16 protein-coding genes and 1 pseudogene are annotated in these 20,067 nt (G+C 67.4%); 11 read left to right on the top strand and 6 right to left on the bottom strand.

Going from position 1 to position 20,067, the window contains the following annotated elements:
- Positions 1 to 56 precede the first annotated feature (56 nt).
- The 4 genes and pseudogenes from RSPPHO_RS07195 to RSPPHO_RS07210 all read left to right on the top strand — a co-directional run bounded on the left by RSPPHO_RS07195 (position 57) and on the right by RSPPHO_RS07210 (position 3,726).
- Positions 57 to 380, top strand: a complete 324-nt coding sequence (locus tag RSPPHO_RS07195) for a hypothetical protein (protein ID WP_041794706.1) — start codon at positions 57 to 59, stop codon at positions 378 to 380.
- Between the two features lie 88 nt (positions 381 to 468).
- On the top strand, positions 469 to 1,401 hold the full coding sequence (locus RSPPHO_RS07200; RefSeq protein ID WP_014414605.1) for a ribose-phosphate pyrophosphokinase: 933 nt from the start codon (positions 469 to 471) through the stop codon (positions 1,399 to 1,401).
- Between the two features lie 108 nt (positions 1,402 to 1,509).
- A pseudogene (purD, locus tag RSPPHO_RS07205) lies at positions 1,510 to 2,777 on the top strand (phosphoribosylamine--glycine ligase).
- A gap of 70 nt (positions 2,778 to 2,847) precedes the next feature.
- Positions 2,848 to 3,726, top strand: a complete 879-nt coding sequence (locus tag RSPPHO_RS07210; RefSeq protein ID WP_157879127.1) for a radical SAM protein — start codon at positions 2,848 to 2,850, stop codon at positions 3,724 to 3,726.
- A gap of 112 nt (positions 3,727 to 3,838) precedes the next feature.
- On the opposite strand, the gene RSPPHO_RS07215 is transcribed toward RSPPHO_RS07210, so the two are convergent.
- From RSPPHO_RS07215 to RSPPHO_RS07225, 3 genes are all read right to left on the bottom strand, one after another.
- Positions 3,839 to 5,854, bottom strand: a complete 2,016-nt coding sequence (locus tag RSPPHO_RS07215; RefSeq protein WP_041794707.1) for an elongation factor G — start codon at positions 5,852 to 5,854, stop codon at positions 3,839 to 3,841.
- 162 nt (positions 5,855 to 6,016) lie between these two features.
- Positions 6,017 to 7,219 carry a pyridoxal phosphate-dependent aminotransferase gene (locus RSPPHO_RS07220; protein WP_041794708.1) on the bottom strand — a complete coding sequence of 401 codons (1,203 nt, stop codon included), beginning with the start codon at positions 7,217 to 7,219 and terminating at the stop codon, positions 6,017 to 6,019.
- A 256-nt stretch (positions 7,220 to 7,475) separates the two neighbouring features.
- Positions 7,476 to 8,972: a TrkH family potassium uptake protein gene (locus RSPPHO_RS07225; RefSeq protein WP_014414610.1), complete on the bottom strand. Its 1,497-nt coding sequence runs from the start codon at positions 8,970 to 8,972 to the stop codon at positions 7,476 to 7,478.
- A gap of 445 nt (positions 8,973 to 9,417) precedes the next feature.
- Between RSPPHO_RS07225 and RSPPHO_RS20940 the strand changes: the two genes are divergently transcribed.
- Both RSPPHO_RS20940 and RSPPHO_RS17690 read left to right on the top strand, forming a co-directional pair.
- On the top strand, positions 9,418 to 10,437 hold the full coding sequence (locus RSPPHO_RS20940; protein ID WP_014414611.1) for a cache domain-containing protein: 1,020 nt from the start codon (positions 9,418 to 9,420) through the stop codon (positions 10,435 to 10,437).
- 32 nt (positions 10,438 to 10,469) lie between these two features.
- Positions 10,470 to 11,915, top strand: a complete 1,446-nt coding sequence (locus RSPPHO_RS17690) for a sensor histidine kinase (protein WP_242390654.1) — start codon at positions 10,470 to 10,472, stop codon at positions 11,913 to 11,915.
- A gap of 48 nt (positions 11,916 to 11,963) precedes the next feature.
- Here the strand turns inward: RSPPHO_RS17690 and RSPPHO_RS07240 are convergent, their stop codons facing one another.
- Both RSPPHO_RS07240 and RSPPHO_RS20500 read right to left on the bottom strand, forming a co-directional pair.
- Positions 11,964 to 12,743 (bottom strand): proteasome-type protease, encoded by a 780-nt coding sequence (locus RSPPHO_RS07240; RefSeq protein ID WP_041794709.1) that lies wholly within the window; start codon positions 12,741 to 12,743, stop codon positions 11,964 to 11,966.
- 240 nt (positions 12,744 to 12,983) lie between these two features.
- Complete coding sequence (locus RSPPHO_RS20500; RefSeq protein ID WP_197535631.1) at positions 12,984 to 13,223, bottom strand: hypothetical protein; 240 nt, start codon at positions 13,221 to 13,223, stop codon at positions 12,984 to 12,986.
- Between the two features lie 46 nt (positions 13,224 to 13,269).
- Between RSPPHO_RS20500 and RSPPHO_RS07245 the strand changes: the two genes are divergently transcribed.
- The 5 genes from RSPPHO_RS07245 to RSPPHO_RS07265 all read left to right on the top strand — a co-directional run bounded on the left by RSPPHO_RS07245 (position 13,270) and on the right by RSPPHO_RS07265 (position 18,009).
- A complete protein-coding gene (locus RSPPHO_RS07245) occupies positions 13,270 to 14,136 on the top strand; it encodes an aminotransferase class I/II-fold pyridoxal phosphate-dependent enzyme (protein WP_197535632.1) in 867 nt (288 codons plus the stop codon).
- Positions 14,127 to 14,777 (top strand): dethiobiotin synthase, encoded by a 651-nt coding sequence (gene bioD, locus RSPPHO_RS07250; protein ID WP_014414615.1) that lies wholly within the window; start codon positions 14,127 to 14,129, stop codon positions 14,775 to 14,777. Before RSPPHO_RS07245 ends, bioD begins: the two co-directional genes overlap by 10 nt.
- On the top strand, positions 14,777 to 16,051 hold the full coding sequence (locus RSPPHO_RS19780; protein ID WP_041794710.1) for an adenosylmethionine--8-amino-7-oxononanoate transaminase: 1,275 nt from the start codon (positions 14,777 to 14,779) through the stop codon (positions 16,049 to 16,051). The genes bioD and RSPPHO_RS19780 overlap by 1 nt, the downstream gene beginning before the upstream one ends.
- A complete protein-coding gene (locus tag RSPPHO_RS07260; protein WP_041794711.1) occupies positions 16,048 to 17,037 on the top strand; it encodes a beta-ketoacyl-ACP synthase III in 990 nt (329 codons plus the stop codon). Before RSPPHO_RS19780 ends, RSPPHO_RS07260 begins: the two co-directional genes overlap by 4 nt.
- Before the next feature lie 129 nt (positions 17,038 to 17,166).
- A complete protein-coding gene (locus RSPPHO_RS07265) occupies positions 17,167 to 18,009 on the top strand; it encodes a universal stress protein (RefSeq protein WP_014414618.1) in 843 nt (280 codons plus the stop codon).
- 116 nt (positions 18,010 to 18,125) lie between these two features.
- Here RSPPHO_RS07265 and RSPPHO_RS07270 read toward each other — a convergent pair whose 3' ends face one another.
- Complete coding sequence (locus tag RSPPHO_RS07270) at positions 18,126 to 20,012, bottom strand: sigma-54-dependent Fis family transcriptional regulator (protein ID WP_041794712.1); 1,887 nt, start codon at positions 20,010 to 20,012, stop codon at positions 18,126 to 18,128.
- Between the last annotated feature and the right edge of the window lie 55 nt (positions 20,013 to 20,067).

The raw sequence follows: 20,067 nt of genomic DNA on the forward strand, positions 1-20,067 counted from the left end.
TGGGGAGGCCCCGCCTCCCCGGCCTTCCCTTCCCTCTCCCAACAAGGACACCGCTCATGGCCTCTCCGGTTCCCCGGACTCCCGGCCCCGCCTCGCCCTTGAGCGATACCGTGGCCAAGGTGCGCGACACCCTGGCGACCTTGGGGCAAATCCACGCCGACACCCAAAACCTATCGACCCGCCTCACCCGACTGACGCGCTGGGTCTACATCCTGACCGCCCTGGTCAGCGTGGCCATTATCCTGATCCTCGTTTTTGCTGCTGGTGGTCCTGGTCGCCCTGTTTGTGCGCTCGTGACGAGCACTTACCCCCCAAGGCCCGAGGCTCTGCCATGCGGATTTCCCCGGCGCGCGGTTTACAGCTTGATGACGGGTTGCTAAGGTCCGCGCCGACTGGACCGGGGAGGTCCCCCCGCCCTTTGCGCCGCCCCCCGGACACCTGCCCGCGCCGCCAACTGGGAATCCCGGAATGAAAATCCTGGCCTGCAACAGCAATCGCCCTCTGGCCGAGGCGATCGCCAGCTTTCTCAATCTTGAACTCACTCACGCCAGTGTCAAGCGATTCAGCGACATGGAAGTTTGGGTGGAGATCCTCGAAAACGTGCGCGGCGAAGACGTCTTCGTCGTTCAGTCCACCAGCTACCCTGCCAACGACAATCTGATGGAACTGCTGGTCACCCTCGACGCCCTCAAGCGCGGCTCGGCGCGGCGCGTCACGGCGGTGATCCCCTATTTTGGCTACGCCCGTCAGGACCGCAAGACCGGACCGCGCACCCCGATCACCGCCAAGCTGGTGGCCAACCTGATCACCAGCGCCGGCGCCAACCGCGTGGTGACGCTCGACCTGCACTCGGGCCAGATCCAGGGCTTTTTCGATATCCCGCTCGACAACCTGTATGCCGCGCCGGTGTTCTCCAAGCACATCATCGAGCATTTCCGGGGCGAACGGCCCATGGTGGTCTCGCCCGACGTGGGCGGCGTGGTGCGCGCGCGCGACCTCGCCAAGCGCATTGATGCCGACCTCGCCATCATCGACAAGCGCCGCGAGCGCGCCGGCGTGTCCGAGGTGATGAACATCATCGGCGACGTGCGCGGCCGCGACTGTATCTTGGTCGATGACATCGTGGACTCGGCCGGCACCTTGTGCAACGCGGCGGTGGCGCTCAAGGCCTCGGGGGCCAACTCGGTGGCGGCCTATGTCACCCATGGCGTGCTTTCGGGCGGCGCCGTGGCCCGCGTGGCGTCGTCGCCCCTCGATTCCCTGTGCATCACCGACAGCATCCAGGCCACCGAGGCCATGCGTCTGGCGCGCAACATTCATCAGATCTCCATCGCGCCCCTGATGGCCGAGGCCATGCGCCGGGTCAGTCAGGAGGCGTCGGTGTCGAGCTTGTTCCTTTAAAGTAAAAAAAGCAGGCTGGGGAGGCGGGCCTCCCCAGACCCCTCCATTCCTTTGCGTGGTCGGCTTCTCGACCGTTAAGACCCTCGGAAGATAAGGAAGTAGCCCACGATGAAGGTCCTGGTCATTGGATCCGGCGGACGGGAACACGCACTGTGTTGGAAGCTTGCCCGCTCCCCGCTAGCTGACGAGATTTTGTGCGTGCCCGGCAATCCCGGTATCGCCCAGGTGGCCCGGTGCATTCCCGGATCGGTGACCGACATCGACGCCTTGGTGGCCATCGCCCTCGCCGAGGGGGTGGGTTGGTGGTCGTGGGGCCCGAGGCGCCTCTGGTTCTCGGGCTGGCCGATCGCCTGCGCGAGGAAGGGGTCCCGGTGTTTGGTCCCGGGGCGGCGGCCGCCGCCCTGGAGGGCTCCAAGGCCTTCATGAAGGATGTGCTAACCCGCGCCGGAGTGCCCACCGCGCGCTACGGCTCCTTTGATACGGTCGAGGCGGCGCGCGCCTTCATCCGTGCCTTCGACGGCGCCTTGGTGGTCAAGGCCGATGGCTTGGCCGCTGGCAAGGGCGTTATCCTGTGTCCCTCCGCCGCCGAGGCCCTGGCCGCGGTCGAGGACATCATGGTCGCACGGGTGTTCGGCGCCGCCGGCGACCGGGTGGTCATTGAGGAGTTTCTGGAAGGCGAGGAGGTCAGCTTCTTTGCCCTGTGTGACGGCTTGCGCGCCCTACCCCTGGTCGGCGCCCAGGACCACAAGGCGGTGGGCGACGGCGACACCGGCCCCAACACCGGCGGCATGGGCGCCTACTCCCCGGCCCCGGTCTTTACCGAGGCCCTGCGCGATCAGGTGATGAACGACATCATCGCCCCCACCTTGCGCACCCTGGTCGAGCTGGGCTTTCCCTATCACGGGGTGCTGTTCGCCGGCTTGATGATCACCCGCGAGGGGCCTAAGGTTCTGGAATACAACGTGCGCTTTGGCGATCCCGAGTGCCAGGTCCTCCTGGCCCGCTTGGAATCCGACCTCCTGCCCGTCTTGCTTGCCGCCGCCCAGGGGGAGTTGGGCGAGATCTCGTTGCGCTGGTCCACCGACGCCGCCTTGGTCGTGGTCATGGCCGCCGAGGGGTATCCCGGCACGCCGCGCACCGGCACCGAGATCCGGGGCCTTGACCGGGCCGCCCAGCTTCCCGGGGTTGACGTTTTCCATGCCGGCACCAAACTCGATGCCGAGGGGCGCGTCGTCGCGGCCGGAGGACGGGTGCTGGGCATCACCGCACGGGGGCCCTCCCTCGCCGAGGCTCAGGCCCGCGCCTATGCCGGCGTTGATGCGGTGGACTGGCCGGAAGGGTTCTGTCGGCGGGACATCGGCTGGCGGGCTCTTTAAAAAAAGCTGGGGAGGGACGGCCTCCCCAGGCCTCTCGGGACGAAAGAGGGGCGGGCTCAGGAGATCCGTGGTGCCCTTTCTTTATGACATGCCGTTGTTCCGACCGCCCTCGGAAGCCGAGTCGCTGATTTTTCAGGTCACCCTGGGCTGCGGCCATAACCAGTGTGCCTTTTGCTCCATGTACCGGAGCAAAACCTACACGGTGCGTTCCCTCGACGCGCTGGAGTGCGAGATCCGCACCGCCGCCATTGCTTGGCCCGACGCCCACCGGGTGTTCCTGGCCGATGGCGACGCCTTTCGCCTGCCGACCGACCACCTGTTGAAGATCCTTTCCTTTCTGCGAGACGCCTTCCCCAGTCTGGCCCGGGTGTCGTGCTATGCCACGCCCGGCGACATCCTGCGCAAGAGCGAAGACGAGCTGGCCGCCCTGCGCGCCGCCAAGCTGTCTTTGCTTTATGTCGGGCTGGAAAGCGGCGACCCGGAGACTGTGCGCCGCGCCGCCAAGGGTGCCTCACCAGAGGCCGCCGGCCGGGCGGTCAACCGGGCGCAGGCGGCGGGCCTCAAGGTCTCGGCCACCATCATCCTGGGGCTGGCCGGCCGGGTCCGGGCCCGGGAACACGCCTGGGCTACGGCGGTGATGATCAACAAGGCGCCGCCGGTTTATCTGTCGGCGCTGTGCCTTATGCTGACCCCGGAACGCGAAGGCCCGTTCCGGGCGCGCTTTGACAACACCTTCGAGCCGCAGGATGACGAGGGCTTGCTGGGGGAGTTGGAGCTGATGCTTGAGACCTTGAACCCGCCGCGCCCGGTTATCTTCCGTTCCAACCACGCATCGAATGCCCTGGCCCTGGCCGGGACTTTGCCCCGCGACCGCGACCGCCTTTTAGCCGAAGTGCGGGCGGCGCGAGCCGAGGGCGAGGTGCGGCCGGTGGTGAGCCGTCGGCTTTAAAGAAGGCTGGGGAGGCGCGGCCTCCCCAGACCCCTCGATCAAATGGGCCCTTCGCGCGAAGCATGCCCCATGAGCGGAGGGGTCTGGGGAGGCGAGCCTCCCCAGCCTTCCCTTACCCAGCCAAAAACGCCTTACGCGCCTCGACCACCTCCTCGGCCGCCCGTCCCGTCACCTCCTGCAAGTGGTCGAACGTCCACTGGAAGGTGCCAACGCCCATGGTGGCCGAGCGGATCTCGACGATCAGGTCGTGCATTTCCGCCTGGGGCAGATAGCCCTGCACCACGTCCCAGCCGGCCCAGCCTTCCTTGGGCATGAACCCAAGGATCTGGCCGCGCCGGGTGCTGAGGGCACGCTGGGCGCGGCTGGTCGCCTCGGTCGGCACGCTGATCTCAACGGTCAGGATCGGCTCCAACAACACGGGATCGCCCTTGGGCATGCCCTCGCGCATCGCCAACTGAGCGGCGGAGCGGAATGCCTGCTCGGAGCTGTCCACCACGTGATACGAGCCATCGGTCAGGGTGACAACGATGTCCACCACCGGGAAGCCCAGCGGCCCGCGCGCCAGATACTCGGTCACGCCATGCTCGACGGCCGGGATGTACTGCTTGGGCACCACGCCGCCGGTGATGGTGTCGGTGAACTCGAAGCCGGCGCCACGCGGCCGGGGCGCGATGGTCAGGTGCACATCGCCAAACTGCCCGTGCCCGCCCGACTGCCGCTTGAACCGGCCCTGCTGGCTCACCGCCGCGCGAATGGTCTCCTTGTAGGGCACCTGGGGCCGCGAGACATCGACCTCGACGTGGAACTGGCGGGCCAGCCGGGCCAGGGCCACCTGGAGGTGGATGTCGCCTTGCCCCCAAAGCAGAAGCTCGCCGGTCTCGGTGTTCATTTCCAGGCGCAAGGAGGGATCCTCCTCGCACAGCTTGCCCAGCGCGGCGGTCAGTTTCACGTCATCGCCTTGCTTGCGGGTGCGCAGGGCGAGGGCGAACAAGGAGGTGAGGGTCGGGGGTGCGTCGGCGGCGCTCTCGCCGTTGAGGAGCGCGCCGGTGGCCTGGTTCTCCAAACGGCCGATGCCGACGATAGCTCCCGCCGGCACCTCGGAGATCTTGGTCTGGGCCCCGGCCGGGAAGGCATAAAGGCCTGTCACCTTATCGCCGTTCAGGCTGGCGCCGTCCTTGAGGCCCGAGGTCCACACCCGAGCCAGGGACAGCTTGCCCACGTGCTCGGCGTGGTGGGTTTTGAAGATCTGGACCACGGGTCCCGGGCCTTCCAGGCCGAGGCGGGCGCGGGTTTCGTCGAGGGTCGGGGCCTCGTGACGCAAGGCCTTGAGCAAGCGGCGCACACCGCTGTCTTGCAAGGCGCTGCCGAAGAACACCGGCACCAACAGATCCTCGCTCAGATCCTTGGCCAGGGCCTGATAAACTTCTTCTTTGGGCGGTGTGGTATCGGCCAGCAATTCTTCCAGCAAGGCGTCGTCGAAGTCGGCCAGATGCTCCAGGAGAGCTTGGCGCTCCTCGCTCTTGCGATCTTGCAGGTCCTCGGGGATCTGGATCAAAGCGCTGGGCTGGCCCGCCTGATAGCGATAGGCGCGCTCGCTGACCAGATCAACGTAGCCCACCACCTTGTCGCCCTCGCGGATGGGGATTTCGCGGGCAATCAGCGGACGCGCCGACACCGCTTGCAAGGCTTCGATCATGGCGCGCACCGAAGCGTCGGCGCTTTCCATTTTATTGATGAAAATCAGGTGGGGAATGCCTCGACGATCCAGGAAGTTGAGCAACGGCGTGAGCATCACGGCCCGCGCCGGGTCGGGCTCGCAGACCACCACGACCACATCGGCCACCGCCAGGGCGTTGTAGGTGTCTTGGAGGAACTCCACCGATCCCGGACAATCCAGGAAGGTCCAAGGACCGCCCAGATAGCTGGTCTGGGCCACATTGACTTCCACCGTCATTTCGCGCTCGCGCGCCTCGGGGGAGGCATCGCCAACGGTCGAGTGCTCGGGGACCGTGCCCTTGCGGTGGATCGCCTCGGTGGCCAGCAAGAGGGATTCCATCAGGGTCGTTTTGCCGCTGGCATACGGTCCCACAATGGCGGCCACACGGGGCGCGGACGCTCTGTCGGGCATGGCTGGCACTCCTGAGCAACGGGGAAAAACCTAAAGATCCGGTGCATTCACCGGCCTTGGAAGAACCCTCATGCTTTCAGGGGCGACCGGCCCTGGCAAGGGAAAAGGGCGCCCAAGACGAGCGCCCTTTCTTCTTTCTTGCAATGGATGTAATGCCTTGACCTATTTCAAGCTTTCACAGAAGCGCTTGATGCGCGTGCAAGCTTCTTCCAGGACCGGGGTCGCCGTAGCGTAGCTGATGCGGAAGTAAGGCGACAATCCGAAGGCCTCGCCCTGAACGGCGGCCACGCCCTCGGCCTCCAGGAGTTCGGTCACGAAGTCGGCATCGGTCTCCAGAAGCTTGCCGTTGGGCAGGGTCTTGCCGATGACGCCGGCGCACGACACATACACGTAAAAAGCGCCTTCCGGCTTGCTCACCGACAGCCCCGGACAGTCGTTGATGCGCGCCACCACAAGGTCGCGGCGCTCCTGGAACAAGGCGTTGCGCTCGGCCAGGAAGTCGAGCGGTCCGTTGAGGGCGGCCACGGCGGCGGCTTGGCTTACCGAGCTGGTGTGGGTGGTGGACTGGCTTTGCAAGGTGTTCATGGCCGAGATCAGCTCGGCCGGGCCAGCGGCATAGCCCACGCGCCAGCCGGTCATGGAAAAGGCCTTGGACACGCCGTTCAAGGTCAAGGTGCGGTCCTTGAGGCGGGGCTCGACCTGGGCGATGGTCGAGAACTTGAAGCCGTCGTAAACAAGATGCTCATACATATCGTCGGTCATCACCCACACGTGGGGATGGGCCAGGATGACACGGGCCAGGGCGGCCAGTTCCTCGGCGGTGTAGGCGGCCCCGGTCGGGTTGGAGGGGCTGTTGAGGATCACCCAGCGCGTGCGGTAGGTGATGGCCCGCTCCAGATCGCGCGGCTGGAGCTTGAAGCCGTTCTCGGCCGCGCAGGGCACGAACACCGGCGTGCCGCCGCACAGCAAGGTAATGTCGGGATAGCTGACCCAATAGGGCGCCGGAATGATGACCTCGACCCCGGGTTCCACGGTGGCCATCATGGCGTTGTAGATGGTCTGCTTGCCGCCGCAGCCCACGGTGATTTCGTTGAGCGAATACTCCAGGCCGTTCTCGCGCTTGAGCTTGGCGGCGATGGCCTTGCGCAGGGCCACGGTGCCGCCCACCGGAGTGTAGCGGGTTTCGCCCTTGGTCATGGCCTCGGTGGCGGCGGCGCAGATGTGCTCGGGGGTATCGAAGTCCGGCTCCCCGGCGCCAAGGCCGATAACATCGCGCCCCGCGGCCTTCATCTCGTTGGCCTTGGTGGTCACGGCGATGGTCGGCGACGGCTTGATGGCGGACAGGCGCTCGGCGATGATCGACATGGAGTCCTCGCGGGATCTGATTGGGGCGAAAAAACGTCGGGATACGGGGGGAATAAAAAGGCGCGGCGCGGATGCCGTCACCGGAAGCCGGCCAGACCAAACCCCGCGCCGGTCAACCGGCACGGGGACAAGGCGCAAGGCTAGCGCGGCCCGGGACTGGGTTCAAGGCCTGCAACGAGACCATCGAGAGAGAGACCCCAGGATCGGAGGGGTCTGGGGAGGCCCGCCTCCCCAGCCTTCTCTTTTTCCCCCCGGATCACTCGCTCCAGAAGCGTCGGCTGAGAAGCACGTAGACGGTAAAGAACTCCAAGCGCCCCAGCACCATGGCAACCGACAACACCCACTTGGCGGAATCGGGCAAGGGCGCGAAGTTACCGACCGGGCCGATGATGGGCCCCAGGCCGGGCCCGACGTTACAGACCGCCGTCGCCGCTCCTGAGAGGGCCGTCACCCAGTCGAGGCCCAACGCCGTCAGAATCACGGCGATCAGGGAGGTGGTCGAGCCCATGGCGAAGAAGAACAGCAACACCGAAATGGCGATGTCGTCGTCGATCGGCCGCCCGGCGTAGGTCGGCAAGATCACGGCATGAGGCAAGTAGCGCCGACGGATATGGGCGCGCAGAATTTTAAGAGAGACCTGAAGGCGAAACGTCTTGATGCCGCCCGCCGTTGATCCCGTACAGCCGCCCACAAAGGTCAGCATGAAAAACATCAAGACGGGAAACGGCCCCCACAAGGTGTAGTCCTCGGAGGCAAAGCCCGTGGTGGTCACCACCGACGTCAGATTAAAGGCCGAGGTGGTCAGGGCGTGAAAAAACCCGACCTCTCCTTGCATCACCCGCCACAGGGCCACACCCAGCCAACAGGTGGCGAGAAACACCACAAAGCCCCGCACCTGGGCATCGCGCCACAACAACCCGAAGTCGCCCCGCGCCGCCCGGACATAGAGGGGAAACGGCAAGGACCCCAGCATCATGCCCATGGTGGACAGCCAAAGGCCCAACGGCGGCAAGGCAGCCAGCGAGGCATCGGAATTGGCAAAGCCGCCGGTGGACACCGTGGCAAAGGCCAGACACACCGCATCGAACGGTGATTGCCCGACGGCCAGATAGGCCACCATGATCAGGGCGGTCAGAGCCAGATAAACGGCGGAAATCGACACCCCCAACGCCCCGATGCGTGTAAGTCCGCGCTCGGTGGTGTCGGAGCTTTCCATGCGAAACAACTGCATGCCGCCGACTCGCAACGCCGGCAACAAGGCGATGGCCATGCCGATGATGCCGATGCCGCCGATCCACTGCAACAAGGCCCGCCAGAACAAAATGCCCGGCGGCTGGGTGTCCAGGCCAGAAATCACCGTGGATCCGGTGGTGGTCAACCCCGAAATGGTCTCGAAGTAGGCATCGCTAAAGCTCAGGTGCTCCGACGAAAACATGAACGGTAGGCTGCCGAACACCCCCAGGGTGAACCACGCCGACGCCGTCAGGATAAACCCCTGGCGCATGGACAGGTGCAGGTGGGGCCGGGCGTTGGCAAACGCCAGCCCCAGCCCAACAAACACCGTGATCCCCGAGGCCCACAAAAAGCCCAGCCAGTCCTGATCACGGACCAGGGCATCCAGCAAGGCCGGGGCCAGCATGGCCAGCCCCAACCCGGTGGTGAACAAGCCCAGGACAAAGAAAACAGGGCTGAGATCGACGGTCCCCAGGCACAAACCGGGCGCGCCGAGTTCCCGTGGATCGTTCAAGGCCATGGCGTCCGCCCCGTGCTATCAAAGGAAAAACCCCCCAGGCGCCCACGACGGCCCCCGAAGACAAACCCGCGAACCCTACCCGACCCGCGCCCGCCCCGGCAAGCACCCCGCCGCCAGCGTTCCCGGGGCGTCCACTGTCGGCGCCTCCCCACAAAAAAAGCGTTAATTTGATCCACTGCCGGGACAACGAAAAAGGAAAGAGGGGGCCGCGCAGGAGACCAGCCTCCCCCGCCGGCCGTTCTGGATGGGAAGGGAATCACCCCGCCCCCAACGCCCCCTCTCCCCAAAAACCCTCTTTCACTCCCCCTCGAGAACAAACCATTGCCGCGCCGGATCGGGAGTGTCAGGATTCAGCGACCAACCGTCCTTTGCGTCCGGGCGCCCCTGGGTTGGCGCGCGCCAAGAAAAGCGGGCGTTTTGATTATTTTAAAAAGTATACCTCCCCATGGCCCTGCATTCCCTGCGCTCCGTCCTCCTGGCTTCGGCGGTCACGCTGACGGTGGCGTCGGGACTGGCCATCAGTGCCTTTGCCTTTAACACGTCACGACGGACGGTCGAACAAGTATCGGCCGCACTCCGCCACGAAATCGCCCGTCAGGTCACAGACCATTTGCGGTTTTCCCTGGAAGGCGCACGCACCTCCTTGCGTGAGGTGGCCTTTGCTTTCGAAACCGGCCTGTTGTCCCTGGACAATCCCTCCCAGGTGGAACGGGCCTTCCTGCTCAAGACGTTGTACAACCCGGTTATCACCGCCGTTAAGCTGGGAACCCGCGACGGCGGCATCGTAGCCGGCCTCCACACCGGCGCGGGCACCGGCCCCGGCACCGCGGGCTGGCTGATCCGAACCGAAGGTCTCATCGCCGGCCCGCTGATCCGCACGCCGGTGGATGCTAAGGGACAAGCCCTGGGACCGCCGCAACTCTATCCCGGCTACGACACCCGCGAGCGCTCCTGGTACCAAGACGGTGCCAAGGACCGGGATTTCGTGTGCGGCTCCATCTACGCCGTCTACGACACCCAGGACCTGTCCCAGCCGTGCAGCCTCGCCATTACCGGACCCCAGGGGGTCTTTCTCGGGGTGGCGGGCGCTGATCTCCAGTTGTCCGAGATCAGCGCCTACCTAGCCCGGCTGCACACCACCACCCCAGGCCTGACCTTCATCATCGATCGCCAGGGGAACTTGGTGGCCACGTCCACCGGCGACGAGATCGTGCACCCCGGGAGCCCCCAGCCCCCCCGCCGCTTGGCCGCCCGCGAGAGCAAGAATCCCCTGATTGCCGCCAGCGCCCACGCTTTTGAGACTCAGTTCCCCCCCGGGAGGTGGAGGTCGGAGGCCAACGCTACGCCCTGGAAATCGCCCCTGTCGATGAGCCGGCCCCGCTGGGCTGGCAGGTCATCAACATCGTCCCCGCGACGATTTACCACGCCCCCTTGGAAGAGGGGAACCGGGAGACCCTGTGGCTGATTTTGGTCTCGGTCGCCCTGATGGCCGGGATCATGGCCCTGGTGGCCCGGCACATCCTGCGCCCCCTGGACACCCTGACCTGCTCGGTCCAGGCGGTGGCGCGGGGAGATTATTCCCGCCGCCTCGACACAACCCGCGCCGACGAAATCGGCGATCTGGCCCGCGCCGTCGATGCCCTGACCCAGCAATTGGACTCGTCGCGCGCCACCTTGGAACGGCGCCTGACCGACATCAGTGCCGCCGAGGCCCGCTTCGAGACACTGTTTGAGAGCGCCGAAATCGCCATCTGGAACGAAGACTTTACCGACTTGGCCGGGCGCCTGGAAATCTTGCGCCATCAAGGCGTGGTCGATCTGCGCGCCCACCTGCGCCAGACCCCCGAATTGGTCTGGGAGTTGCTGGCCTGCGTGCGCGTGCGCCACGTCAACCGCGCTTCGCTGCGCCTGTTCGGCGCGCGCGACGAAGCCGAGATCCTGTCGGGCCTCGCCCGGATCGTCACCCCGGAAACCCATGGGGTGCTCATCAACAAGTTTTGCGCGGTCTGGGCCCGGGAGAGCGTCTTCCAAAGCGAAACCGTACTGCGCACCCTGGGGGGCGAGCGCCGGGTGGTGCTGCTGTCGTTTCCTGTGCCGCAAACCGCCGAGGGCTTGGCCGCCGTGCCGGTAAGCTTCCTGGACGTCACCCCCATTCGCAAGGCCGAGGACCGCTTGCGGCGCAACACCCTCGAACTGGAGCGCTCCAACTCCGACCTGGAGTCCTTTGCCTACGCCTCGGCTCACGACCTGCGCGAGCCGTTGCGCAACATCACCTCCTACACCACCTTGCTCTCGCGGCGACTGGCCGACCGCCTGGAGCCGGAGGAGCAGGAGTTCTTCCACTATGTGCACCAAGGCGCGCTGCGCATGGACGACTTGGTGTGCGACCTTCTGGAGTTCTCGCGCATCGGCCGCCCGGGCCGCCCGCTAGAGCCGGTCGATCTCGCCGACGTCACCGAGCGGCTGCTGCGCGCGCCGATCGAGGCCGGCGCCGAAACCGAAGGCGCGGCCTCCTTGCCCGTTGTGCTGGGCATCCCGGCCGACCTGGAAAAGCTCTACACCAACCTGCTGGGCAACGCCCTCAAATACCGCTCGCCCGACCGGCCCTTGCGCCTCACCTTCGGCGCGGTGCCCGAGGGATCGTTCTGGCGTTTGTGGCTGCGGGACAACGGCATCGGCTTGCAACCCGGCCAGGGCTACGAGGAGCGCATCTTCCGCCTGTTCCAGCGCCTGCACGGCCGCGCCGAGTACGGCGGCGGTACCGGTATCGGCCTCGCCATCTGCCGCAAGGTGGTGGAGCATCATGGCGGGCGGATGTGGGTGGAGTCGCCGGGGCTGGACCAGGGGACGACCTTCTTTTTCACCCTGCCCGCACCGCCGCCACGGGTCGGACCGCCGGGCAGTGTTTTCGGGCGGATGGAGTTGTTGCCCAAGGATCCCTGAGCACGGGAAGGGAAGGCTGGGGAGACAGGGCCTCCCCAGACCGCACGTTTAGCCGGGAGCCCCGGGCAGCAGGTCTTCGGCGAAGGGCAGGTCGGGGAGGTCGTGGAACAGGCGGCGCACCCCCTCGCCCCATTGGTCGCGCAAGGTCAGCAAATAGGGGTCATCGGCCCGCAGGCGCCGACGCACCGCGCTGCCGAGGCTGTCGCGGCGATAGATCAGGAGATCAAGCGGCGGCCCGACCGAGAGGTTGGAGCGCATGGTGGAATCGAAGGATACCAAGGCGCATTTGGCGGCCTCGGCCAGCGGCGTTTCGTGGGAAATGACCCGGTCCAAGATCGGCTTGCCGTACTTGGTTTCGCCAATCTGGAAAAAGGGCGTGTCCTCCCCAGCTTCGATGTAGTTGCCGGCGGCATAGATCATGAACAGGCGCATCGGCCCGCCCCGTACTTGGCCGGCCAGCAGGAAGGAACAGATGAAATCGTTGCCTTGTTCACGCAAGGCAGCGGCATCGCGGTGATGCACAGCACGCACCGCCTCGCCCACCGCGCGAGCGGCCGCTGTCAGGCCGGGCACGGTCATCAGGCGGCCATGCGAGGCCGGGGCGATCTCGTCGCCCTCCTCCAGACGCACCGAATCTTCCAGCAGCGCAACCACCGACTGGGTGATGGCGAGATTACCGGCCGAAAGCAGCACGATCACCCGCTCGCCCGGACGCTCCCACACCCTTAATTTGCGAAACGTGGCAACATTATCAACGCCGGCATTGGTCCGCGTATCGGCAGCCATGACCAACCCGTCGTTGAGCAGCATGCCCAAACAATAGGTCACCCGAGTTCTCCCTTTCTGGTGCCTCAAGTTTCCCCCGGACGGCCCAGGCTTTCAAGCGGATTCCCCTAGGAAGGGAGGGGTCTGGGGAGGCCCCGCCTCCCCAGCCTTGCTTTCCTTTTTCCCCTTCCCCTTCACCCCCCCTCCTATTTTTATAGATAAAAATTCCCGTGCAATCCCCTAAAACCCCCGTATGATGCCACCACCATAGATCATGCCTCAATATTATCTATTATCAGGCCCTCACCGATGCCCCACCCTCCCCCCCGCCTCGCCCGCTACCAAGCCGATCTCGACCAACTGGCGCGCCGGGGCCGGGGCCGGGCCCTGCTGCCGGCCCAGGGCCTCGACTTCTCGTCCAACGATTACCTCGCCCTGGCCAACGACCCGGCCCTGGCCCAAGCCGCCCACGACGCTTTGGCGCGCGGCGTGCCGGTTGGGGCCGGTGGCTCGCGCCTGCTGCGCGGCAACCACCCGGAACACCAAGCCCTGGAGGCCGAAGCCGCCCGCTTTTTTTGGCGCCGAGCGGGTGCTCTATTTCAACAGCGGCTACACCGCCAATCTGGCGGTCCTCTCGACCTTGCCGCGACGCGGCGACTTGATCGTCTACGATACCCTGATCCACGCCAGCGCCCACGCCGGCATCAAGGCCGGCCGCGCCCACGCCCTGGCGGTGCCCCACAACGACGCCAACGCCATCGCCACCACCTTGGAACGCTGGCGGCAGGCGGGCGGACGCGGGGTGCCGTGGATTGTCGTGGAAAGCCTCTACTCCATGGACGGCGACCCGGCGCCGCTCGCCGACCTTGCCCTCATCGCCCAGCGCCACGACGCCTTTTTGGTGATCGACGAGGCCCATGCGACCGGCGTGCTGGGGCCCCAAGGACGCGGCCTCGCCGCCGCTCTGGAAGGCCAGGACAACGTCATCGTCGTGCACACCTGCGGCAAGGCCCTCGGCACGACCGGCGCGCTGGTGGGGGCCCCGGCTGTTTTGTGCGACACCCTGGTGGCCCAGGCCCGACCCTTTTTGTATGCCACCGCCCCCTCGCCCCTTCAGGCCGCCTTGGTGCGTGCCGCCTTGGCGCTGGTGGCCCAGGACGACGGGCGACGCGCCCGGCTGGCCGATATGGTGGCCCAGGCCAACCAGCAGCTTGGCGCCAAAACCGGCCGGCCGGGCAGCGGCTCGCACATCCTCCCGGTGATCGTGGGCGACAACGCCCGCGCCGTCGCTCTCGCCAACCGCCTCCAGGCGCGGGGCTTCGACGTGCGGGCCATCCGCCCGCCCACGGTGCCGCTGGGCACGGCGCGCTTGCGCCTGAGCCTCACCCTCCACGCCGATGAGGCCGCTGTGGCGGCCCTGACCACGGCCCTGGCCGAGGAGCTTGCATGTCCGTGATCCTGCCCCGCCGCCTTGTGGTCAGCGGCACCGATACCGGGATCGGCAAAACCGTGGTGGCCGCCGCCCTGACCCAAGCCCTGAACGCCGCCTATTGGAAGCCGGTGCAAGCCGGCCTTGACGGCGAGACCGACAGCGCCACCGTTGCCCGGCTGGCCGGCGTGGGGCCGGCGCAGATTATCCCCGAGGCGTGGCGCCTCACCACCCCGGCCTCGCCCCACCGGGCCGCCGCCCTTGATGGCGTGACGATCGATCTGGTCGGCTTGGTGCCGCCAGCGGCCCCGTCCCTGGTCATTGAGGGGGCCGGGGGCGTGATGACTCCCCTCACCCGCTGCGACACCTTCGCCGACCTTTTCGCGCTGTGGCGGATCCCGGTCGTCCTGGTGGCCCGCACCGCGCTGGGCACCCTCAACCATACTTTGCTGGCCCTGGAGGCCCTGGGTCATCGGGACGTGCCGGTGGTCGGGGTGGCGTTTGTCGGCGATCCCCAGCCCGATACCGAGGCCCTGATCCCGGAGATGACCGGCGTTCCCCGCCTGGGCCGCCTGCCGGTTCTGCCCTCCCTGACCCCGGACACCCTACGCACGGCGTTCCTCACCCATTTCCCGGACGTTCACCCAGCCCCTGCGGAGACCCCGTGATGCCCGCCTCCCCGTCGCCGGTCTGGCGCCCCTTTACCCAGCACCACCTCGACCCGGCCCCGCCTCACATCGTGCGCACCCAAGGCGCCTGGCTGGAGGATGCCCAAGGCCGGACTTATCTCGACGCCATCTCTTCGTGGTGGGTGATCACCCACGGGCATCGCCACCCGGTGATCATGGCCGCCATCGAACAGGCGGCGCACACCCTGGACCAAGTGATTTTCGCCGAGTTCACCCACGCGCCGGCCGAAGCCCTGGCCCGGGGCCTGATCGAGCGGGCGCCGCCCGGCCTGACGCGCGTTTTCTATTCCGACAGCGGCTCCACGGCGGTGGAGGTCGGGATCAAGATGGCGTTCGGTTTCTTCCACAACCAGGGCATCCCTCGATCGCGGCTGGTGGTGATGGAGCACGGCTATCACGGCGATACCATCGGCACCATGTCGGCGGGAGCGCGCGGCGTGTTCAACGCCCCCTATGCGCCCTTGCTGTTCGAGGTCGCCACGCTGCCGTTTCCCGAGCCCGGCCACGAACAGGCCACCTTGGATGCCTTCGCCGCCCAGTGCCAGACCGGCGAGGTCGCCGCGCTGCTGATCGAGCCCCTGGTTCTCGGAGCCGGCGGCATGAAAATGTATCCGGCCTGGGTACTGGGCGAGCTGAAGCGCATCGCCGAGCACGCCGGGGTCTTGCTCATCGCCGACGAGGTTATGACCGGCTGGGGCCGCACCGGCACCCTGTTTGCCTGCACCCAGGCCGCCCTCACCCCCGACATCTTGTGCCTGTCCAAGGGCCTGACCGGCGGCGCCTTGCCGCTGGCCGCCACCTTGTGCACCGAGCCGATCTTTGCCGCCCATCTGGCCGAGGACCGGCGCAAGACCTTTTTCCACTCCAGTTCCTATACCGCCAACCCGCTGGCCTGCGCCGCCGGGCTGGCCAATCTCCAGGTCTGGGACACCGAGCCGGTCCAAGCGCGCCTCGACACCCTGGCCACCCACCAGCGCGAGCGGCTGGCCCGCTTTGCCCACGACCCCCGTTTTGTCAACGTGCGCCAGTGCGGCACCCTCACCGCCTTGGACGTCCGGGTCTTCACCCCGGGCTATCTTTCCGACATCGGCCCACGCCTGCGCCGCTTTTTCCGCGAGCGCGGCGTGATCATCCGACCGCTCGGCAACGTCATCTATCTGATGCCCCCCTACTGCGTGACGGGCAGCGAACTGGATCTGGCCTACGAGGCCATCGACGAAGCCGTGGCCCGCATCGCCGGGGGGACCCCATGACTCCAGGCCTCGCCAGCCGCCTCGCCGGAGTCGGCCACTTTGTCCCAGAACAGCGCATTGCCAACGCCGTGCTGGAAGAGCGCCTGGGCCTGGAGCCCGGGTGGATCGAACGGCGCACCGGCATCCAGGCCCGGCGCTGGGCCGCCCCCGACCAGAGCCTCAGCGACCTCGCCCTCCCGGCCGGCCAGCATGCCCTGACCGCCGCCGGGATCGACCCCGACGACGTGGGGCTGGTCTTGCTGGCCACCTCGACTCCCGACCACCTACTGCCGCCCACCGCGCCTCTGGTCGCCCACCGCCTGGGACTGCGCCGCACCGGGGCCATCGACCTGACCGGCGCCTGCTCCGGCTTTCTCTACGCCCTCACCCTGGCCGATGGCTTTGTGCGCACCCAGGGCCGGGCGGTGCTGGTCATTGCCGCCAACCTCCTCAGCCGACGCATGAATCCCCTGGAACGGGCCAGCGCCATCGTCTTTGCCGACGCCGCCGGCGCCGTGGTCCTCACCCCCGATGGCCCGCCCGGCACCGGCTTGGTGGGGGTCGATCTTGATGCCGATGGCCGCCACTACGACCTGATCACCATCCCGGCCGGCGGCAGCAAGCAGCCCTTCCACCCCGACCTGGATCCCCGCGACGTGCTGATGACCCTGCGCGATGGCCAAGCGGTGTTCGCCCACGCGGTGCGTATGATGACCCACTGCTCGCGCCGCGCCCTGGCCCAGGCCGGCGAAAGCCCCGCGACCCTCGATCGCTTCCTGCCCCACCAAGCCAACGCCCGCCTCTTTGATGCGGTCGGCGAGCAGTTGGGCCTCGACCCCCGGCGCACGGCGCGCAGCATCGTCGAGTACGGCAACGCCTCGGCCGCCACCATTCCCCTGTCGCTGTCCCTCTCCCACCAGGAGAGGCCGCTGCACCCGGGGGAGCGCCTGCTGCTGTGTGCCGCTGGGGCCGGCATGATGGGGGGGGCCGTGGTGTGGCGCGTGTAGAGAAAGGGAAGGCTGGGGAGGCGGGCCTCCCCAGACCCCTCGATTCCTGGGGCCGCGCCTCCCTAGCCATCCCCTGGACCAAGCGGTATAAGGGAAAAGTCTCCCTGTCTCAGCCGAGAGGATCCTGCGATGAAAGTTCTGGTGGCGTCCGATCTCACCGCAGCGGCCGATCGCGCCCTGGCCCGCGCCGCAAGCCTCGCCCGCCAGCCCACCGACACCATCCACGTCGTCCACGTGGTGGACGCCAGCCTCCCCCACGATCTGCAAGGCCCGGCCCTAGAGTGGGCCCGCACCGTCCTCGCCCGGCAACTGGAGGACATCCAGGGGCCGCGCACCTCGTTCGAGGTGGTCGCAGGCCGGTTGCGTCCGGTGATCCTGGCCCAGCTCAAAAGCCTGGACGCCGACCTCCTGGTGCTGGGCCGCCGTGACCCCGATCCCGAGGCCTCGCCCTTCATCGAGACCGCCGCCGGCCACCTGCTGCGCGAGTGCCAGCGTCCCGCCCTGGTGGTGCGCGACGCCCCCCGGCAGCCCTACCAGAACGTGGTCATCGGCGTGGACTTCTCGGTCCAGTCCCGCGCCGCCCTGCGCCAAGCCCGGCAGGTCGCCCCCGACGCCTGCCTGCATCTGGTCCACGCCGACGACAATCCCTTCGCCGACCGCCCGGAAGCCGCCGAGTTAGGGAGCCTCGACTACAGCCGGCGCCTGGAGCACGAGGCCTTTCTCGCCGCTGAAATGGAGTTGCTGACCCGGGCGCTGATCGAGGCCGGCCACCCTGCCGACCGCCTGACCAGCGAGATTGCCGAGGGAACGCCCGAGGCCGCCTTGGGCCAAGCCTTCCGCCGCACCTCGGCTGATCTGCTGATCATCGGCACCCACGGCCGCACCGGCTTGTTCCGCGCCCTCTGGGGCAGCGTCGCCACCCGCCTTTTGGAAACGCCGTTTTGCGATACGTTGGTGGTTAAGGCACCTTAAAGGGAAGGCTGGGGAGGCTTGCCTCCCCAGACCCCTCCATTCCTGGGGCCCGGCCTCGCTCGTAGCGCCAAAATCAACGAGGGGTCTGGGGAGGCAAGCCTCCCCAGCCTTCCCTTCTACGCCTCCCCTCCCCGCCCGCCTTTCAAGCGCCGGTACAAGGTACTGCGGCTCACCCCCAGCCGACGGGCCGCTTCCGAGAGGTTGCCCTGGCACTCGGCCACGGTGCGGGCCATCACCGCGTCGGCGGTGGCGCGCAACGAGGTGTCGGGGGCTGGACCGGTCCCCAGGTCTTCGATCAAGTCCTCGGGCAGATGAGCCCAGCCGATCGAGCGCTCGCCCGGATCGAGCAAGGCGCAGGCAAAGCGCAGCACATTGAACAACTGGCGCAGGTTTCCCGGCCAGCGATAGCGCGCCAGGGTATTGGCAACGTCGGGCTCCAGGGCCACCCCGGCCCCCGGGGCCAGATCCTCCAAGATGCGATGCACCAGGGCGGGAAAGTCGCTGCGCTCGCGTAAAGGGGGCAGGGTCAAGGTGACGCCGTTCAGGCGGTAATACAGGTCGGCCCTAAAGCGCCCCTGCTCCACCGCCTGCTTCAAGGAGCGGTGGCTGGCGGCGATCAGGGCGAAATCAACGGCGATGGGCTTGCCGCCGCCCAGGGGCACCACCTCGCGCTCCTGCAACACCCGCAGCAGGCGCGCTTGCAAGGCGAGCGGCATGTCGCCGATTTCGTCGAGGAACAAGGTGCCGCCGTGGGCCTCGCGCAGCCGGCCCGGGGCGCCCTCGCGCCGGGCGCCGGTGAAGGCCCCGGGGGCGTAGCCGAACAACTCGGCCTCGATCAAGGTTTCGGGCAAGGCGGCGCAGTTGACCGCCACCAGGGCCCGGTCGCGGCGCGGCCCCGAGGCGTGGATGGCCGCCGCCACCTTTTCCTTGCCCACCCCGGATTCGCCATGCAGCAACAGGGGGATCCCTTTGTCCATGACCTTGCGGGCCCGCTCCAGGCACAGGCGCAAGCGCTCGTCGCCGGTATCGAGGGCGGCCAGGGCATCGGGAGGGACCGCCTTGCCCGAGGGCTGGCGCCGACGCGCGCCTTCCTGGCCCTGCACGAACAAGGAGTGCCCGTCGCGTCCGGCCAAGCGCGCCACGCCGCCGCGCCGGGTGAGGTCTTTCAAGGCATCAAGCCCGGTGTCGAGCACGCTCTCCAGGGCAATGCGGCCCAGGGCTTCGGGCGGGATTCCCAGCAGGGCCTGGGCCTCGCGGTTGGCGCCGACGATCTGCCCCGCGCCGTTGACGGCCACCAAGCCTTCGCCCAAACGCCCCAGGCCCTCCACCCGGGGATGCAGGTGCAAGCACCACGCGCTGGCATGGTGCTCGGCGAACAGGGCGTTTTCGAGGGTACGGCCGGCGGTTTCGACCAAGCCGGCCAAGGTGGGCGGGCGGCCCTGACCGGGGCCGGAAATATCGAGCACCCCGAGCACCCGGCCATCGGAGCCGCGCACCGGGGCGGCGGTACAGCTCAAAAAGCGGTTGCAGTCGAAGAAGTGCTCTGGACCATGCACGACCACCGCCCCTCCCTCGGCAAGGGCGGTACCGATGGCGTTGGTACCTCGGTCGTTTTCATGCCAACACGCGCCGGCTTGCAAGGACACCCGCTCGGCCCGGCGCAGGAACTCAGGATCGCCCAGCGCTTCGATCACCACGCCTTGGTCATCGGCCAGGATCACCATGGAGCCGGTCCCTCGCACCCGGGCATAAAGCTCCTCCATGACCGGCCGGGCCTGACGCACCAAAGCGCGGCGCCGCTCCACCACCTCGCGCAGCCGAAGCGCCGGCAGAGGATCGCCGCCATAGGGCCGGGCAAAGGGCACCAGCCCCGCTTTCAAGCAGCGCTCCCACGACCGGGCCAGCGGGGGAGCGAGAAAGGGGGGAGGGGGAACGGAACCGCTCTCAAGCAAGCGACGGACAGGGCGCAGCGGAGCATTCCCCGTGCTTTGAAACGAGTCCATGGCTGTGTCCTCCCTTGGGCGCCCTGCACACGAGCGGCCGCCTCTTCTTTTATCC

This window comes from Pararhodospirillum photometricum DSM 122, assembly GCF_000284415.1.
Classification (GTDB): domain Bacteria; phylum Pseudomonadota; class Alphaproteobacteria; order Rhodospirillales; family Rhodospirillaceae; genus Pararhodospirillum; species Pararhodospirillum photometricum.

Excerpts from the sequence above, each read along its gene's own strand:
- RSPPHO_RS07195 (WP_041794706.1), top strand. The coding sequence starts at position 57 with ATGGCCTCTCCGGTTCCCCGGACTCCCGGCCCCGCCTCGCCCTTGAGC.
- RSPPHO_RS07200 (WP_014414605.1), top strand. The coding sequence starts at position 469 with ATGAAAATCCTGGCCTGCAACAGCAATCGCCCTCTGGCCGAGGCGATC.
- RSPPHO_RS07215 (WP_041794707.1), bottom strand. The coding sequence starts at position 5,854 with ATGCCCGACAGAGCGTCCGCGCCCCGTGTGGCCGCCATTGTGGGACCG.
- RSPPHO_RS07220 (WP_041794708.1), bottom strand. The coding sequence starts at position 7,219 with ATGTCGATCATCGCCGAGCGCCTGTCCGCCATCAAGCCGTCGCCGACC.
- RSPPHO_RS07225 (WP_014414610.1), bottom strand. The coding sequence starts at position 8,972 with ATGGCCTTGAACGATCCACGGGAACTCGGCGCGCCCGGTTTGTGCCTG.
- RSPPHO_RS20940 (WP_014414611.1), top strand. The coding sequence starts at position 9,418 with ATGGCCCTGCATTCCCTGCGCTCCGTCCTCCTGGCTTCGGCGGTCACG.
- RSPPHO_RS17690 (WP_242390654.1), top strand. The coding sequence starts at position 10,470 with ATGGCCCTGGTGGCCCGGCACATCCTGCGCCCCCTGGACACCCTGACC.
- bioD (WP_014414615.1), top strand. The coding sequence starts at position 14,127 with ATGTCCGTGATCCTGCCCCGCCGCCTTGTGGTCAGCGGCACCGATACC.
- RSPPHO_RS19780 (WP_041794710.1), top strand. The coding sequence starts at position 14,777 with ATGCCCGCCTCCCCGTCGCCGGTCTGGCGCCCCTTTACCCAGCACCAC.
- RSPPHO_RS07260 (WP_041794711.1), top strand. The coding sequence starts at position 16,048 with ATGACTCCAGGCCTCGCCAGCCGCCTCGCCGGAGTCGGCCACTTTGTC.
- RSPPHO_RS07265 (WP_014414618.1), top strand. The coding sequence starts at position 17,167 with ATGAAAGTTCTGGTGGCGTCCGATCTCACCGCAGCGGCCGATCGCGCC.
- RSPPHO_RS07270 (WP_041794712.1), bottom strand. The coding sequence starts at position 20,012 with ATGGACTCGTTTCAAAGCACGGGGAATGCTCCGCTGCGCCCTGTCCGT.